Raw genomic sequence first — 16,670 nt, 5'->3', positions numbered from 1 at the left:
TCCCCGCCGATCCATCCTGTCGCGAACGGCACGTCAAGCGTGGCACTCAAACCGACCCCCCGCACGCCGCCTTCCTTCGACGCCTCCGTGCCGGGTCTCGCGGCGCGCCACGTCGCGCGGGAAGCCGTGGCAATCCTGCTCGGCGCCGCCCGCGGGCTCGCCCTCGAAGATGCGCTGGCCCAGGCCGGGCGCGGGGTCGGCCTGGAGGCCGGCGAGGCCGCGCTCGCCCGCGCCATCGCCACGGCGAGCTTCCGCCGCCTCGGCTTCATCCGGGCCGCCCTGGCCGAGCGGCTGCGGGACGGCCTGCCCGAGGACAAGCCGCACCTGCTTGCCCTGCTCATCACCGGCACGGCCCAGATCCTCGATCTGGCGGTGGCCGATCATGCCGCCGTCGATCTCTCGGTGCGCCTCGCCAAGGCCGATCCGCAGCTCCAGCACCTCGCCCCCCTGGTGAACGCCGTGCTGCGCCGGGTCGTGCGCGAGCGCGACGCGATCCGGGCGGGGGAGGGCGATCCGCTCGACCGGAACACGCCGGACTGGCTTGCGACGCGCTGGCGCGCCACCTACGGCGAGGCGGAGGCGAGACGCATCGCGACCGCCCATCTGGAGGGCGCGGCGGTCGATCTGACCGTCCGCGGCGAGCCGGAACAATGGGCGGAGCGCCTGGGCGGTACGCTGCTCGACCTCGGCTCCGTGCGGCTCACCAACGTGCGCGAGGCCGTGGCCGAGCTTCCCGGCTATGCGGACGGCGTGTGGTGGGTGCAGGACGCCGCCGCGGCGCTGCCGGTGCGCCTGCTCGCGCCCGCCTCCGGCGAGCGGGTCGCCGATCTCTGCGCGGCACCGGGCGGCAAGACCGCGCAGATCGCCGCCGCGGGCGCCGCCGCGACGGCGGTGGACCGCTCAGGAGCGCGGCTGGAACGCCTCGCGCGCAACCTCGAACGTCTCGGTCTCGCCGCCGAGGTGGTGACCGCCGACGCCCTCGACCTGCCGGAGGAGGCGCCCTTCGATGCGGTGCTCCTCGATGCGCCCTGCTCGGCCACCGGCACGATCCGCCGTCATCCCGACGTCGCCTGGACCAAGACCGAGGGGGACCTCGCCCGTCTCGTCGGTCTCCAGCGGCGGCTCCTCGACAAGGCGGCGCGTCTCGTACGCCCGGGCGGGCGGCTCGTCTACTGCACCTGCTCCCTGGAGCCGGAGGAGGGGAGCACGCAGGTCGCGTCCTTCCTCGCGCGCCATCCCGATTTCGAGCGTGTTGTCCTCACGCCGGATCGCCTCGCGGGCCATGCCGAACTGATCGACGCGGCGGGCGACCTTCGCACCCTTCCAAGCCATTTCGGCGGCGGCTCGGGCCGGGCCGGCGGACTCGACGGTTTCTTCGCCAGCCTTCTTCGGCGGCGCGACTAGGGACGACATCCGTCCCGGGCCGACCCGAGAGTCGGCTGCGGACGTCGTCCGCCGCCTCTCAGCAACAGGCGGCCTTCACGCCGATTCCGACCATGGCGAGGCCCGTGACGAGGGCGAGGCCGCCCGCCGTCTCCATGCGGGCCGTCCAGGCGGGATAGCGCGGTGCGCGGACTGCGAGTGCGATGCCGCCCGAAAGGCTGGCGAGGCTGAGCAGGGCGATCATCTATTTTCCCGTTCCGACTGTTCGGCGGAAGTACCGCCGCGGCGCGGCCGGAACCGGCCTTTCCCGCGATCGGGCGTCCGACACGGGTCGCGCGCAGGCACCGGAATGCCGATCGCGCCCACTGTTCCCCACACCGTCTTCCACCGGGTTAACGCCCCAGCCCCCCGATCGGGCATCCCCGCTGTTCCCGTTCTCCACAGGGGATGACCGGCGCCCTAATCTAGATCAGTTCCAGATGTTGCTGACAAAGCCGGCGGCTCGACGTGTCACATGTTGAAAAACAGCCGTTAACCAATTGGTGAGCTTCGTAAACAATCCGTTAGCGAGCTCTGTCGCTTTCGTCTAAGTTTCTCCTCACACAACGAACATCCCTCCGGCTTCGGCGACCCCATGTCCCACGTGTCCAGTCTCTGGGTGCGCTCTCCCATCGTGCTTGCAGGCGCAGCAAGCTTTCTTCTGCTGGGGACGGGGGCGGCCAGCGCCCACGTCAAATGGTTCTGCGCCTTCGACGTGGCCGGTCAGCCGCGGGGGCTCGAGCAGGTGCTCTGCGCCGACTTCGAAGTGCTGACCGGGCTTGCCCTTCTCTGCCTGATGTTCGGCTGCCTCGCCGAAGGGACGCCGGTGGGCACCGCCATCCTCAACGCCCTCGACCGGGTCACGAGCCGGCTTCGCGAGGACAGCGCCCTGATCGTCCGGGCCGTGGTCGGGTTCTTTCTGGTCTCGCTGTGGAATCTCGGCGGCACCATCCTGACGCCGGAACTGAAGACCGAGGCCGCCTGGATCCCCTGGCTTCAGCTCGCCATGGCCGTCTGCCTGCTCTGGAAGCGCACCCTGCCGCTCACCGCTGCCGGCATCGTCTTCCTCTTCGGCTTCGCGGTCTGGAATTACGGAGCCTTCCACCTCGCGGACTACCCGGTCTTCCTCGGCGTCGCCGCCTTCCTCACCCTGGTCTCCTTCGACCGCACCCTGTTCGGCCAGCGCCCCATCGACGTCGTGCGCATCGCCGCCGCCATCACTCTGATGTGGGCGTCGGTCGAGAAGTGGGCCTACCCGCACTGGACCGACCCGCTGATCGCCGCCAAGCCCGCGATGACGATGGGCGCGACGCCCGAGCTCTTCATGCAGGCCGCCGGCGTCATCGAGTTCACCCTCGCCTTCGCCCTGATCTGGACCCCCCTGGTGCGCCGCGCCTCGGCGATCATCCTCACGGCGGTCTTCGTCTCGGCGATCTTCGAATTCGGCAAGATCGACGCCATCGGCCACTCGGGCATCATCGCGGTGCTGATCGCCATCGCCGCCGACAACGCCAGGGTCGCCGTCACCCGCCGGGACGTGGTGCTCGCCCCGGTCTACTATGCCAGCGCCCTGATGATGTTCCTCGGCATCTATTACCTCGCCCACGCGGCCCTCTACGGCGAACTCTACGGGGTCGGCACGGGCATACCGACGATCTGACGGCCGGGACGCTTCGGCGGGGATAGGGACGGGGGCTTCCGGGGTCGGAGGCCCCCGTCTTCGTTTCGGGCGAAGACTTGCGCCTGTTCTCCACCTCGATCGCGCAACGGAAAGGTGCGTGAAAGTTTTCCTTCGATGTTCGCGCAGTTTCCAAATCGTTGATGCCCGAAGCGGGCCGCCGCCATCCGCGACAGGTTAAGGAACGGACAAGACCATTCCGTTTCGCGGCAATAGCAATTCGTTAAATACGCCCCGATGCATTTCGCCTCGACATGCTCCGTTTAACGCCGTGGCAAGTCGGTGGCGCCGAGACTGTGCTTCGAGAAAGACGCGGCATCGGACGGGATGGCATGAGACATCGTGAACAGACCGACGCGAACGCCCGGGACCGGGTGGAGGGCGTCCGCCTCGTGCCGCAGGGCGCCGGCACCGCTTCGGTGCGCGGCCTCGACTTCGCCTCGCAGGATTGCCTCGACCTTTCCGCCCATCCGGCGATCGTGGAGGCTGCCGCCGAGACGCTGCGCCGCTTCGGCGTCCGCAGCGTCTGCTCCGCCGCGGAGGCCGGCGATGCCGGTCTCTCCCTCTCGCTGGAACGCCGGATCGCCGACTTCCTCCAGATGGAGGAGGCGATGCTGACCCCGACCGGCCGCGCCGCCGGCCAGACCGTGATCCGCGGCCTCGTGCGGCCGGCCGATCACGTCGTGATGGACGCCGCCATCCGCGGCGGCCTGCGCGAGGGTGCCGAGGCCGCGACCCGCCATCTCTCGACCTTCCGTCATCTCGACGCCGATCATTGCCGCGCGCGGCTGCGGGCCATCCGCGCCCGCGACGGGCAGGGCGGCATCCTCGTCGTGACCGAGAGCCTGTCGCCGCTCGATTCGGGCACGCCGGACCTGTCCGCCCTGCGGGCCGCCTGCGACGCCTACGGCGCGACGCTCCTCGTCGACGTCTCTCAGGATCTCGGCTGCCTCGGCGAGGACGGCCGCGGCCATCTCGGCCTGCAGGACATGCTGGGGAAGGTCGATCTGGTCACGGGCAGCTTCTCGAAGAGCTTCGCCTCGAACGGCGGCTTCATCGCGGCCGGGACGCGCTCCGTCACCGCCTGCCTGCGCTCCAGCGGCATGGCGACCGGCACCGCGACCGCGCTCTCGCCGATCCAGACCGCCGTCATCCTCCGCGCCTTCGCGATCATCGACGGTGCCGAGGGCATCGAGCGCCGGGCGCGCCTGATGCGCAACGTGCTCAATCTGCGCACCGCCTTGCGCGGGCAGGGCCTCACGGTCTGCGGCGAACCCTCGGCGTCGGTGTCGGTGAAGGTCGCTTCGGCCGATGTCGCCCGTCTTCAAGGCGGTCGCTTGGCCGAACTCGGCCTGCTGGCCGATCAGGCCGCCGGGTCGGAGACCATTCGTCTCCACGTCACCGCGGGCCATTCCGAGGCTGAGATCGATCAGGCGGCGGCCTGCCTCGCCACGGCGCTGGATCGGACCGCGAGCGAACGGCGCCCCGCGATCCGCGTCGCGGCCTGAGCGCACGAACGCTCCTAAGCACGAACGGCGCCGATCCTCACCGGTCGCCGCTCGCTCGCTTTTCCAAACTGACGGGTAGCGAGAGAACGAGCCCGCGCGCGTCCGCCTCCCGGTCGACGGCGTCGAGCAGGGCGCGCGAGGCGATCAAGCGCCGGTCGGTCATGCGATCGGTCAGGCGGTCGATCCAGAGCGGCCAGGCCTTGCGGGCCTGCACGGCCCGGCCCTCGAGATCGCTACGTACGACGCGCAGGTAGGGCAGGGCGTGCGGCCCGAGCCGATCGAGGGCGGAGCGCAGATCGCAGCGAAATTCATGGGTGATCCGCGAGAGACCGGAATGGGCGGTCTCGTAGGCGCCGATCAGAGCGTGGGCATGCCCGACCGCTTCCTGCGGGAATGAGGTGCGCAGCATGACAGGGCCCTCGCAGCGTCTCCCTCATCAATGCGCCGAATGGTGCCGAGTTCGATTCCCGGTTCCGCCGTCTTTCGTGGGCCCCCAAGATCTTCGCGGGTGATTCCAGCAGCTTGGCCGGGGCGAGCCTCGCATTTCGCTCGCCCGCGACTTGTGCACCGCATTGTTGACACTCGGGGGCCGTGATGCGAGTGCGCCGCACCTTGAGCCGCCGGGGCTTCACCCCGGCGCTGCGGCGGCAGGACCACATGACGCGAGCCTTCATTTTCCCCGGACAGGGCAGCCAAGCGGTCGGCATGGGCAAGGCGCTCAGCGAGGCGTCCCCAGCCGCAAGGGCGGTCTTCGAGGAGGTCGATGAGGCGCTCGGCCAGCGGCTCTCGCAGCTGATGTTCGAGGGGCCGTCCGAGGAACTGACCCTGACCGCTAACGCCCAGCCGGCGCTGATGGCGGCGAGTCTGGCCGTCCTGCGCACGCTGGAAGCCGAGCGCGGCCTCGATCTGGCGCGGGACGCGGCCTGCGTCGCGGGCCACTCGCTCGGCGAATATTCGGCGCTGGCCGCCGCCGGGACCTTCTCGGTCGCCGATGCCGCCCGCCTCCTGCGCATCCGCGGCGAGGCGATGCAGCGGGCGGTGGCGCCGGGCGTCGGCGCGATGGCCGCGCTTCTCGGACCCGACCTCGCCACCGCGAAGGACATCGCCGAGGAGGCCGCGCAGGGCATGGTCTGCGATGTCGCCAACGACAACGGCGCCGGCCAGGTGGTTCTCTCCGGCCACCGGGAGGCGGTCGAGCGGGCCATGGCGCTGGCCCAGTCCCGCGGCGTGCGCCGCGCAGTGCTCCTCAACGTCTCCGCCCCGTTCCACTGCGCGCTGATGGCGCCCGCCGCCGAGGCGATGCGCAAGGCGCTGACAGAGGTCGCGATGAAGGCGCCGGTCGTGCCCGTCTACGCCAACGTCACCGCCGGCCCCCTCACCGATCCCGACGCCATCCGCGACGCATTGGTGACCCAGGTCACCGGCACCGTGCGCTGGAGCGAGAGCGTCGCCGCCATGGCCGAGGCGGGCGTCGACCGGTTCCACGAACTCGGCGCCGGCAAGGTGCTGACCGGGCTCGTCAAGCGGATCGCACCGGGCGCCACGGCGGGCGCCGTCGGCATGCCCGACGACGTGGCCGCCTACGCCTGACCCCTCCTTCAACCGGAAGAGCCGCCAGCATGTTCGATCTTACCGGCCGCAAGGCCCTCGTCACCGGCGCGACCGGCGGGCTCGGCGGGGCGATCGCCCGCGCGCTGCACGCGCAGGGCGCGCATGTCGCGCTCTCGGGCACCCGCCGCGCCGCGCTCGACGAACTGGCGGCCGAACTCGGCGGTGAGCGCGTCGCGGTGGTCGAGGCCAACCTCGCCGACAAGGAGGCGGTGGAGGCCCTGTTGCCGGCCGCCGAATCGGCCCTCGGCGGTCTCGACATCCTCGTCAACAATGCCGGCATCACCCGCGACAATCTCTTCATGCGCATGAAGGACGAGGAGTGGGAGGCGGTGCTCAACGTCAATCTCACCGCCGCCTTCCGGCTCTCGCGGGCCGCGCTGAGGGGCATGATGAAGCGCCGCTACGGCCGCATCATCGGCATCGGTTCGGTGGTCGGCACCACGGGCAATCCGGGCCAGGGCAACTACGCCGCCGCCAAGGCCGGCCTCGTCGGCATGACCAAGGCGCTCGCGGCCGAAGTCGCCACGCGCAACATCACCGTCAACTGCATCGCACCGGGCTTCATTACTTCGGCGATGACGGACGCGCTGAACGAGAAGCAGCGCGAGACGATCCTCACCCGCGTGCCGGCCGGACGGCTCGGCACCGGCGCCGAGATCGGCGCCGCGGCGGTCTACTTGGCCTCGGAAGAAGCGGGTTACGTGACCGGACAGACGCTCCACGTCAACGGCGGCATGGCGATGATCTGACGGCATCCACAAGACAAGGTTTCGACCCGAAAACCACGCCGCTGAACGCATTCTGAACCGCCCCTCGCCAGAGCGGAAACCCTGTGTTAACACCCGGCTCAGCCGTGCAGGGGAGTTGACGGTTCAGCGGGTTGCGGCTTTTTCCAAACCACGCGCGATCGAACACCGGCCGTCTAACAAGCAACCCCGAAGTGGGTCGGCGGCCACGGCGCTTTCGTCAGAAGCACACACCACCACGATCGAAAAGACGAGGACCAACAACGATGAGCGATATCGCCGAGCGCGTGAAGAAGATCGTCGTCGAGCACCTGGGCGTCGAGCCTGAGAAGGTCACGGAGGCCTCCAACTTCATCGACGATCTCGGCGCCGACAGCCTCGACACCGTCGAGCTGGTGATGGCGTTCGAGGAGGAGTTCAACGTCGAGATCCCGGACGACGCGGCCGAGACCATCCAGACGGTCGGCGACGCGATCAAGTTCCTGGAGAAGAACTCCGCCTGAGGCGGTGTCTCGTGCGGGCGGGGTCGACAGACCCCGCGCGCCGCTTACATGACATGGATGGGTCCTGCGGGACCGGACGGATCGGTTGGGATCGGACAATGCGTCGGGTGGTGATCACGGGTCTCGGTATGGTCACGCCGCTGGGTGGCAGCGTGGAGCACACCTGGAGCCGTCTCATCGCCGGTGACAGCGGGGCTGCCGCCGTCACCGGTTTCCAGACCGACGATCTCACCTGCCGCATCGCCTGCACGTTGCCGTTCGGCGACGGCTCCGAGGGCACCTTCAATCCCGACAAGTGGATGGAGGTGAAGGAGCAGCGCAAGGTCGATCCCTTCATCGTCTACGCCATGGCCGCTGCCGGCCAGGCGCTCGACGACGCCGACTGGCACCCGAAATCCGACGCGGATCAGGAGGCCACCGGCGTTCTGATCGGCTCCGGCATCGGCGGCATCGGCACCATCTACGACGCCTCGGTGACCCTCCACGAGAAGGGTCCGCGCCGCATCTCGCCGTTCTTCATTCCCGGCCGCATCATCAACCTCGCCTCGGGTCAGGTCTCGATCCAGCACGGGCTGAAGGGACCGAACCATGCGGTCGTCACCGCCTGCTCGACCGGCGCGCACGCCATCGGCGACGCCTCGCGGCTGATCGCGCTGGGCGACGCCGACGTGATGGTGGCCGGCGGCACCGAGGCCCCGGTCAACCGGCTCTCGCTGGCCGGCTTCGCCGCCTGCCGGGCATTGTCCACCGGATTCAACGACCGGCCCACCAAAGCCTCGCGCCCCTACGATCGCGACCGTGACGGTTTCGTCATGGGCGAGGGTGCCGGCATCGTGGTGCTGGAGGAGTACGAGCACGCCAAGGCGCGCGGCGCCAAGATCTACGCCGAGGTGATCGGCTATGGCCTCTCGGGCGATGCCTACCACATCACCTCGCCGGCTCCCGACGGCGACGGCGGCTACCGCTGCATGAAGGCCGCGGTGAAGCGCGCCGGGATCGATCCGAGCGAGATCGACTACATCAATGCCCACGGCACCTCGACGCCGCTCGGCGACGAGCTGGAGCTGAAGGCGGTCGAGCGGCTGCTCGGCCCGGCCGCTGCCAAGGCCTCCATGTCGTCCACCAAGTCGGCCATCGGCCACCTGCTCGGCGCGGCCGGCGCGGTCGAGGCGATCTTCTCCGTGCTGGCGATTCGCGACGGCGTGATGCCGCCGACGCTCAACCTCGACAATCCGTCCGTCGAGACCGAGATCGACCTGATCCCGCACGAGGCCAAGCGCAAGCGCGTGGACACGGTGCTCTCGAATTCCTTCGGCTTCGGCGGCACCAACGCCTCGCTGCTGATGCGCCGCGTCGACTGAGCGGCAAGGGGCCCGAGGCGGCCTTGCCGCCTCCAACGCCATTTCGCCACAAAACCGCTTAAGGATCAGCCCGTCGCGCCACCGCGTCGAGCGTCTCGCTCGACATCGTGCGGCGTACGGGGCGAAATGCCCCCGGGCGGGGCCTTCCGCGCAGGCCCCGCGAGGCCACAGCAGGATCCCGATGTTCCGCAGACGACAAGAGCCGCCGTCTTCGCCGCCCGCCTCCGAGGAGCCGTCGCTGCCGAACCGGCCGTCGCCGCGCAGCCCGAGCGAGGCCATCAAGCCCACCGTCGCGCCCCCGCCGCCCGAGAAGCCGGAGCGCCGCCGTGGCGGCCTCCTGGCCACCATCAGCGGCTTGCTGACCCTCGGTGTGGTCCTGGCGCTGGGCGCCCTCGTCGCCATCACCCTGTTCAACCGCCAGACCACCGAGCCGGGGCCGCTCTCGGCCGACAAGGTGGTCGTGATCCCGAGCCGCAGCGGTACATCGGAGATCGCCGCGATCCTCGCCCGCGAGGGCGTGGTCGATCATCCGAATCTGTTCGAGATCGCCGCGCGCTTCGGGGGCAAGGGACCGCTCAAGCATGGCGAGTACATGTTCAAGGCCCATGCCAGCGTCAGGGATACGATCGAGACCCTGACCAACGGCCGGCAGGTCCAGCACGCCATCACCTTCCCGGAGGGTCTCACCTCCGAGCAGATCGTGGCCCGGCTCGGCGACAACGACGTGCTGTCCGGCGAGGTCGCCGAGACGCCGCCCGAGGGCTCGCTCCTGCCCGACACCTACAAGTTCGAGCGCGGCGCCACCCGCCAGCAGATCCTCAACCTGATGCGGGCCAAGCAGCGTGAGGTGCTGACCCAGATCTGGCAGCGCCGCAGCGCCGACGTTCCGGTGAAGACGCCCGCCGAAATGGTGACGCTCGCCTCCATCGTCGAGAAGGAGACGGGCCGCGCCGACGAGCGCCCGCGGGTAGCCGGCGTGTTCGTCAACCGCCTGCAGAAGCGGATGAAGCTGCAATCCGACCCGACCATCGTCTACGGTCTCGTCGGCGGCCGCGGCACCCTCGGGCGCGGCATCCTCCGCTCCGAGATCGAGCGCCCGACGCCGTACAACACCTACGTGATCGAGGGCCTGCCCCCGGGCCCGATCGCCAATCCCGGCCGGGCGGCGCTCGAGGCGGTCGCCAACCCCTCGCGCACCAAGGATCTCTTCTTCGTCGCCGACGGCACGGGCGGCCATGCCTTCGCCGATTCGCTGGAGGGTCATCAGCGCAACGTGACGCGTTGGCGGCAGGTCGAGCGCGCGCGCCAGCAGGCGCCGCAGCCGGATGCGGGCGCGGTCGACAAGGTCGATCCCAACACCGCCGAGCCGAACGCGGCGCAGCCGGGCCGCGCCTCGGCCTACGCCCCGGGCTCGAACTCGGCCTACGCCGTCGACGGCGCGGAAGGCGGCGGGCGGCCCAAGGCCTTCGACGCGTCCGAGGGGACCAAGCTCGATCCCCTGCGCAACAAGACCTACGATCTGGGTTCGCCCAAAACAGTGCCGGTTCTGCGCAACCCGTAAGTCGGCATCCGTCCGACGACTTCGCCGTCATCGCGAGGCGAAGCCTTGGCAATCCAGGGCTTCGTATGATCCGGAGAGGCCGCACCCTGGATCACTTCGGCTTCGTCTCGCGATGACGAAGTTTGGCAAGATCCGAACGTGATCAGCCGAAAGCGGTGCGAACGGTCGGTCATCGGCGTGATGCGTCCGGGGCCTGCCGTCCTCGGAAAGGTCCGCGCCGCTAGATCGTGTCGCGGACCCCACGAGAGATAACCGGAGCGGATCAGCCGAACTGCTCGCGCAGGATGCGCTCTTCCAGGCTGTGGCCGGGATCGTGCAGCAGCACGAGGTTGGTGGCGTGGTCGAGCCACGTCTCCACCGTGCAGATCCGGCGGAACTCGGTGTGGTCGGCCACCGCCGCCACGGGCCGGTACTCCGCGTCGATCACGTCGATGCGGATGCGCGCGTAGTTCGGAAGGAGCGCGCCGCGCCAACGCCGGGGCCGGAAGGCCGAGATCGGCGTCAGCGCCAGGAGATGGGCATTGAGCGGCAGGATCGGCCCGCCGACCGAGAGGTTGTAGGCGGTCGAGCCGGCGGGGGTCGCGGCGAGGATGCCGTCGGCGATCAGTTCCGGCAGCCGCACGTGCTCGTCCACCGAGACCCGCAGCTTGGCGGTCTGGTGGGTCTGGCGCAGCATGTAGACTTCGTTGATCGCTCGCGCCGTGTGGCTGCGCCCCTCCGTATCGGTGGCGACCATGGTCATCGGATGGATCGTCGAGCGCTTGGTCGCCTCCAGGCGGTCGAGCAGCCCTTCCTCGCGGAACTCGTTCATCAGGAAACCGACCGTGCCGCGGTTCATGCCGTAGATCGGCTTGGGCGCGTTCATGAAGCGGTGCAGCACCTGCAGCATCAGGCCGTCGCCGCCGAGGGCGACGACGACGTCGGCCTCCTCCGGCGAGACGTGGTCGTAGCGGCGCATCAGGGCGTCCGCCGCCTCCCGCGCTTCCGGCGTGGGGCTCGCCACGAAGGCGATCCGAGAAAAGCGCCGCGGCATCCGTGCTGTCAGCCCTGTTGACGGGAAGAGGCCGAGCCGGTCTCACTCGGGGCGCCGCCGCCCGGGCGGACGCCGGCTTGCCAAGGGAGAGCCATAGCATGGAGCGACCGCTCCTCGTCTACACGACCTTCCCCGATGCCCCGACCGCGCTCGCCATCGGGGAGGCGCTGGTGCGCGCGCGCCTCGCGGCCTGCGTCAACGTTCTGCCCGGGATGCAGTCCGTCTACGCCTGGAAGGGCGTGGTCGAGCGCGGCGAGGAGGTCGTCGCGATCATCAAGAGCCGCGAGGGGCTGGCCGAAGCGCTTGCGGCATCCCTCAAGGAGCGTCACCCCTACGAGACCCCGATCATCCTGCATCTGCCGGTCGCGGATGCGGACCCCGAGACGGCGGCCTGGATCCGGGAGGAGACCGATGGCTGAGCACCCCGGTATCGCTCGCAAGCGAAGGGCGCGGAGCGATGACGGCTCCGCGCCCTCGATCGTGCTTGGGGGATCGTCAGGCGCCCGTGATGGGCGACACCGCGCGCTGCTGACGGGCGACGCTCGCTTCGTAGCGCTCGGCCTGCAGTCTCGTGAGGCCGGAGACGAGGGCGAGCGAGCCGCGGTAGACGGTGTAGGTGCCGTCATGGGTCGGCTTGACGCGCAAGAGTTCAGACATGGGACCGCTCCTTGCTAAAGGGGGCAGACATCGAACGCGACGCAATGATGGCAGGTTAATCTGCCATTCAGCTCTTGCAACCCCACTTGACGACTTGGCCGATCCGATTTTTATGCTGCGACGCAAGATCAGTCGGCGTCTCTTGCAGTGCAGCATCGGCGAAAACGCTTGCACTTTCCTGAGGATCGGCGCGAGGCGCGGCACGGCACGACGGCGGATAAAAATCTCTGTGGGGATGGATCTTCCGCGCCCGCGAACATGATGCGTCAACGCTTTTGGCGTTAGGCTCGCGTCCATCGCTTTTCGCTATGCTTCGATGCCCGATCCGCTCCAACAGGCCCTGGGCCTAACCCACGCCGACCCGAACGAAGCCGAGCTTCAGCTCGAGGACTCCGTCGTCGCGCGGCGGGAGGAACGCAGCGTCACCAACTGGATCGCGATGATCCGCCTATTCGATGGCACCGAGATTCCCTGCACCGTCAAGGACATCTCGAAATCGGGCGCCAAGCTCGGCGTGCCGGAGGCATTCGTGCTTCCCTCCTCGTTCATGCTCAAGGTCGTCGGTCGAGACTTCGTTCTGCGGCTGACGCTGGCATGGCGCAGGGGCAACTATGCCGGGGTGCGCATCGACCAGATCGCCAAACTCCAGGCTTCGGAAGAGCGCAAGTCGGAGACGACGTCGCAGACGCCGGATTACCGTTCCATCGGCCGGCGTCGCGACCGCGCCTAGGAAGCCCGGTCGGTGGCCGTCCGCCGCTCGCGAGACCGTGTCGCCGCTCCCGGTGCAGAGGCGCATGCGGTCGACGCCTCGGCGGCGCTCTTGCAAGCGGTCGCCGCGAACCGCTAACCCACGCTGCAGAGTCGTCCGGCCGCCCTCGGGCCGGAAGGGACGGAGGGGCGACACGCTCCTCCGGATCTGCCTCCGGCTGCGGGCCGGCGCCTCGAAGCTGCGCGAACCCTGGGAGCCGCCCTTGGCCACCATCATCCCCGTCCCGACCTTCGACTACGTCGTGTTCGGCGCTACCGGCGACCTGACCCAGCGCAAGCTCCTGCCGGCCCTCTATCAGCGCTACCGCGACGCGCAGATCCCCGAATCGAGCCGCATCATCGGCGCCTCGCGCACGCACATGTCCTCGGAGGAGTTCCGCGAGCGTGCCCGGGACGCCCTCAAGAGTTTCGTGCCCGCCCGGGACATCGACGAGAGCAAGCTCGACGGCTTCCTCGACCACCTGTTCTACGTGGCGGTCGACGCCCTCGGCGACGAGGGTTGGGAGGATCTCAAGGTCCTCCTCGACGAGCGGCCCGACCGCGTCCGCCCCTTCTACCTCGCCACCTCGCCCGACCTCTACGGCCCGATCTGCCGCAACCTCGACCGACACGTCCTGATCGGCGAGACGAGCCGCGTCGTGCTGGAAAAGCCGATCGGCAAGGATCTGAAATCGGCCCGCGCCATCAATGACGCGGTCGGTGCCGTGTTTCCGGAAAGCCAGATCTTCCGGATCGATCACTATCTCGGCAAGGAGACGGTGCAGAACTTGCTGGCCCTGCGCTTCGCCAACACGATCTTCGAGCGGCTGTGGAATGCCGACGTGATCGACCACGTGCAGATCACCGTCGGCGAGACCGTCGGCGTCGAGGCCCGGGGCGATTATTACGACACCTCGGGGGCGCTGCGAGACATGGTGCAGAACCATATCCTCCAGCTTCTCTGCCTCACGGCAATGGAGAGCCCGATCTCGCTCGATGCCAACTCGGTGCGCGACGAGAAGCTGAAGGTGCTGCGCGCCCTCAAGCCGATCACCGCCGCCGACGTGCAGGTCGTGACCGTGCGCGGGCAGTACGGCGCCGGGGCGGTCAATGGAAAGCCGGTGGAGGGCTACCAAGCCGATCTCGGCGGCGAGATCCCGAGCCGCACCGAGACCTTCGTCGCGCTCAAACTCGAAGTGCGCAGCGGACGCTGGGCCGGCGTGCCGTTCTACGTCCGTACCGGCAAGCGCCTGCCGAAGAAGCTCTCCGAGATCGTGGTGCAGTTTCGCGCCTCGCCCTTCTCGATCTTCCCCTCCGACGCCTTCGGGCGCGAGCCGAACCGCCTCGTCATCCGGCTCCAACCGGAGGAGGGCATGAAGCTCGAGGTGATGACCAAGGACCCGGGACCGGGCGGCATGCGCCTGCGCCCGACCAACCTCGACATCTCCTTCGAGGAAACCTTCAAGCAGCGCTATCCCGACGCCTACGAGCGGCTGCTGATGGACGTGGTGCGCGGCAACGCCACCCTGTTCATGCGCCGCGACGAGGTGGAGGTGGCGTGGTCCTGGGCGGACTCGCTGCTCAAGGCCTGGGCCGACCGCCCCGAGCCGCCGCGCCCCTACTCGGCCGGCAGCTGGGGGCCGACGGCCTCCATCGCCCTGATCGAGCGCGATGGCCGCACGTGGCATGAGGAGATCGGCTAACGCCTTTCGGCATGAGGAGCTCGGCTAGCGCTTGAGGAGCTCGGCTGCGTTCGTCAGGCTTCGAGCGGCGGCATCTCCGACGGCCGGTCGATGATGCGGCGGCCGAACAGGCTGGCCACCAGCTCGACGAGAACCCGGGCGCTGCGCCCGCGCTCGTCGAGGAAGGGGTTCAGCTCCACCACGTCGAGGGAGCCGACCAGCCCGGAATCGCAGAGCATCTCCATGATGAGATGCGCCTCGCGGAAGGTCGCGCCGCCCGGCACCGTGGTGCCGACGCCGGGCGCGACGGTCGGATCGAGGAAGTCGATATCCAAGCTGACATGCAGGTGGCCTTCGGCGGCCTTCACCCGATCGAGGATGCGCCGAAGGGGCGCGACCACGCCGAACTCGTCGATGGTCCGCATGTCGACGACCTTCACCTCGCGCCGCGTCACCAGCGCCCGCTCGCCGGCATCGATGGAGCGCAGGCCGAACAGGTGGATGTGGCGCGGATCGAGCCTCGGGCGCTCCGTGCCCTCGAACAGGGAATCGAAGCCGGGCTCACCGCTCAGCGCGGCCAGCGGCATGCCGTGGACGTTGCCGGAGGGCGAGGTCTCCAGCGTGTTGAAATCGGCATGCGCGTCGAGCCAGAGCACGAAGACCGGGCGCCCGGTCCGCCGGCAATGGCGCAGCACGCCGTCGATCGAGCCGAGCGACAGGCTGTGGTCGCCGCCCGCGACCAGGGGCAGGCTGCCGCGGGTGAAGGCCGCCTCGACCGCCCCCGCGATCAGCGTCATCCAGGCTCGGATCGCGGGCAGATCCCGCTGGCCCGCCGCGCAATCCGGGGCGAGGTCGCCCGCGTCGTTGACCGCATAGCCCAGATCTTGCAGCACCCGCCCCAGACCCGCCGTGCGCAGGGCGGCCGGACCCATCAGGGAGCCGGGCTCGCTGGTGCCGATCTCGATCGGTGCGCCGATGATGTCGATGGAGGACGGCATAGGCATGAGCCGGTTCCTGAATGGGGGGCCTCGGCTCGAGAACATGCCGAGACTAGATGAATGCGCTCCGGACGGCGGGGCGATATCCGACTTAACGCCGTCCGACGGAGGGCGGATGTCGCGCCGTCGTGATGAAGCGTTCAAGGCCGCACGGGAGGCGTCAATGAGCGACGAGCAAACCGATCGAGGGAAAGCCGGATCGCCCGGCATCGCATGGAATGCCGTCACAACGCCGGCATGAGTCAGGGTCGAACCTTCGGGAAGTACGCATCGTGAAAGAACCTCGCGATTGGATCGGCTACGGCCGCACACCGCCCCATCCCCGCTGGCCGAACGAGGCCCGCGTCGCCGTCCAGTTCGTCCTCAACTACGAGGAGGGAGGCGAGAGCTGCATCCTCGACGGCGACGACGCCTCGGAGGGCTACCTCACGGAGGTGGTCCCGACGCAGCCCTGGCCCGGGCGACGCCACATGAGCGTCGAATCCGTCTACGCGTACGGCGCCCGCGCCGGATTCTGGCGGCTCTGGCGGCTCCTCGCGGGGCGCGGCGTGCCGGTCACGGTGTTCGGTGTCACCCGCGCCCTGGAGCGCAACCCGGAGGCCGTCGCCGCCATGCGCGAGGCGGATTGGGAGATCGCCAGTCACGGCCTGCGCTGGATCGACTATTCCGCCTTCACGCCCGAGGCGGAGGCCGCCCACATGGACGAGGCGATCCGGCTGCACGGCGCGGTCACCGGTCGCCGGCCGGAGGGCTGGTACACCGGGCGCTTCTCCGAACACACGCTCGGGCTCGCGAGCGAGCGCGGTTTCACCTACCTCTCGGATTCCTACGCCGACGACCTGCCGTACTGGCTGCGGGGCACGGCGGACCCACAGCTCGTGGTGCCCTACACCCTCGACGCCAACGACATGCGGTTTGCGACCTATCAGGGCTTCAACGCCGCCGACCAGTTCTTCGCCTACCTGCGCGACAGCTTCGATGTGCTCTACGCGGAAGGGGAGACGGCGCCGAAGATGATGTCGGTCGGCCTGCATTGCCGCCTCGTCGGCCGACCGGGCCGAGTCGCCGGGCTGATCCGCTTCCTCGACCACATCGCCGCCCACGACCGGGTCTGGGTGGCACGCCGCATCGATATTGCCCGCCACTGGATCGCGACGCATCCT

The 16,670-nt window shown here is 69.3% G+C and carries 16 protein-coding genes and 1 pseudogene; 12 read left to right on the top strand and 5 right to left on the bottom strand.

Going from position 1 to position 16,670, the window contains the following annotated elements; genetic code table 11:
* Positions 1 to 87 precede the first annotated feature (87 nt).
* Positions 88 to 1,404 (top strand): RsmB/NOP family class I SAM-dependent RNA methyltransferase, encoded by a 1,317-nt coding sequence (locus BY998_RS13345; protein WP_181425522.1) that lies wholly within the window; start codon positions 88 to 90, stop codon positions 1,402 to 1,404.
* 58 nt (positions 1,405 to 1,462) lie between these two features.
* Here BY998_RS13345 and BY998_RS24380 read toward each other — a convergent pair whose 3' ends face one another.
* Positions 1,463 to 1,627, bottom strand: coding sequence for a hypothetical protein (locus BY998_RS24380; protein WP_181425516.1), 165 nt, complete (start codon positions 1,625 to 1,627; stop codon positions 1,463 to 1,465).
* Between the two features lie 390 nt (positions 1,628 to 2,017).
* Between BY998_RS24380 and BY998_RS13340 the strand changes: the two genes are divergently transcribed.
* Both BY998_RS13340 and BY998_RS13335 read left to right on the top strand, forming a co-directional pair.
* Positions 2,018 to 3,082 carry a hypothetical protein gene (locus BY998_RS13340; protein ID WP_110352109.1) on the top strand — a complete coding sequence of 355 codons (1,065 nt, stop codon included), beginning with the start codon at positions 2,018 to 2,020 and terminating at the stop codon, positions 3,080 to 3,082.
* A gap of 350 nt (positions 3,083 to 3,432) precedes the next feature.
* Positions 3,433 to 4,608 carry a pyridoxal phosphate-dependent aminotransferase family protein gene (locus BY998_RS13335; protein WP_110352108.1) on the top strand — a complete coding sequence of 392 codons (1,176 nt, stop codon included), beginning with the start codon at positions 3,433 to 3,435 and terminating at the stop codon, positions 4,606 to 4,608.
* A 37-nt stretch (positions 4,609 to 4,645) separates the two neighbouring features.
* Here BY998_RS13335 and BY998_RS13330 read toward each other — a convergent pair whose 3' ends face one another.
* Entirely contained in the window at positions 4,646 to 5,017 is a 372-nt protein-coding gene (locus tag BY998_RS13330) for a hypothetical protein (protein ID WP_110352107.1), read from the bottom strand.
* Positions 5,018 to 5,265: 248 nt separating this feature from the next.
* On the opposite strand from BY998_RS13330, the gene fabD reads away from it, so the two are divergent.
* The 5 genes from fabD (at position 5,266) to mltG (ending at position 10,390) form a co-directional block, all read left to right on the top strand.
* The gene (gene fabD, locus BY998_RS13325) at positions 5,266 to 6,198 is read left to right on the top strand and encodes an ACP S-malonyltransferase (RefSeq protein WP_110352193.1); all 933 of its coding nucleotides are present in this window, start codon (positions 5,266 to 5,268) and stop codon (positions 6,196 to 6,198) included.
* Between the two features lie 29 nt (positions 6,199 to 6,227).
* A complete protein-coding gene (gene fabG, locus BY998_RS13320) occupies positions 6,228 to 6,968 on the top strand; it encodes a 3-oxoacyl-[acyl-carrier-protein] reductase (protein WP_110352106.1) in 741 nt (246 codons plus the stop codon).
* Between the two features lie 263 nt (positions 6,969 to 7,231).
* Complete coding sequence (locus BY998_RS13315) at positions 7,232 to 7,468, top strand: acyl carrier protein (protein WP_003599981.1); 237 nt, start codon at positions 7,232 to 7,234, stop codon at positions 7,466 to 7,468.
* A gap of 98 nt (positions 7,469 to 7,566) precedes the next feature.
* On the top strand, positions 7,567 to 8,829 hold the full coding sequence (gene fabF / locus BY998_RS13310) for a beta-ketoacyl-ACP synthase II (RefSeq protein WP_110352105.1): 1,263 nt from the start codon (positions 7,567 to 7,569) through the stop codon (positions 8,827 to 8,829).
* Positions 8,830 to 9,010: 181 nt separating this feature from the next.
* On the top strand, positions 9,011 to 10,390 hold the full coding sequence (mltG, locus tag BY998_RS13305) for an endolytic transglycosylase MltG (protein ID WP_110352104.1): 1,380 nt from the start codon (positions 9,011 to 9,013) through the stop codon (positions 10,388 to 10,390).
* A gap of 262 nt (positions 10,391 to 10,652) precedes the next feature.
* Here mltG and BY998_RS13300 read toward each other — a convergent pair whose 3' ends face one another.
* Complete coding sequence (locus tag BY998_RS13300; protein ID WP_110352103.1) at positions 10,653 to 11,423, bottom strand: NAD kinase; 771 nt, start codon at positions 11,421 to 11,423, stop codon at positions 10,653 to 10,655.
* A 98-nt stretch (positions 11,424 to 11,521) separates the two neighbouring features.
* Here BY998_RS13300 and cutA point away from each other — a divergent pair, with 98 nt between their 5' ends.
* Positions 11,522 to 11,842, top strand: coding sequence for a divalent-cation tolerance protein CutA (gene cutA, locus BY998_RS13295; protein WP_110352102.1), 321 nt, complete (start codon positions 11,522 to 11,524; stop codon positions 11,840 to 11,842).
* Between the two features lie 76 nt (positions 11,843 to 11,918).
* Here the strand turns inward: cutA and BY998_RS24375 are convergent, their stop codons facing one another.
* A complete protein-coding gene (locus BY998_RS24375; protein ID WP_181425515.1) occupies positions 11,919 to 12,080 on the bottom strand; it encodes a hypothetical protein in 162 nt (53 codons plus the stop codon).
* 316 nt (positions 12,081 to 12,396) lie between these two features.
* On the opposite strand from BY998_RS24375, the gene BY998_RS13290 reads away from it, so the two are divergent.
* Positions 12,397 to 12,810 carry a PilZ domain-containing protein gene (locus BY998_RS13290; protein WP_110352101.1) on the top strand — a complete coding sequence of 138 codons (414 nt, stop codon included), beginning with the start codon at positions 12,397 to 12,399 and terminating at the stop codon, positions 12,808 to 12,810.
* A 241-nt stretch (positions 12,811 to 13,051) separates the two neighbouring features.
* The gene (zwf, locus tag BY998_RS13285; RefSeq protein WP_110352100.1) at positions 13,052 to 14,530 is read left to right on the top strand and encodes a glucose-6-phosphate dehydrogenase; all 1,479 of its coding nucleotides are present in this window, start codon (positions 13,052 to 13,054) and stop codon (positions 14,528 to 14,530) included.
* Positions 14,531 to 14,583: 53 nt separating this feature from the next.
* On the opposite strand, the gene rocF is transcribed toward zwf, so the two are convergent.
* The gene (gene rocF / locus BY998_RS13280) at positions 14,584 to 15,513 is read right to left on the bottom strand and encodes an arginase (RefSeq protein ID WP_110352099.1); all 930 of its coding nucleotides are present in this window, start codon (positions 15,511 to 15,513) and stop codon (positions 14,584 to 14,586) included.
* A 266-nt stretch (positions 15,514 to 15,779) separates the two neighbouring features.
* On the opposite strand from rocF, the pseudogene puuE reads away from it, so the two are divergent.
* Positions 15,780 to 16,670 (top strand): annotated as a pseudogene (puuE, locus tag BY998_RS13275) (allantoinase PuuE); the annotation flags it as partial.

The sequence above is a fragment of the Methylobacterium sp. B4 genome, assembly GCF_003201865.1.
Classification (GTDB): Bacteria; Pseudomonadota; Alphaproteobacteria; order Rhizobiales; family Beijerinckiaceae; genus Methylobacterium.
This window is presented reverse-complemented; position numbering and strand designations above follow the sequence as displayed.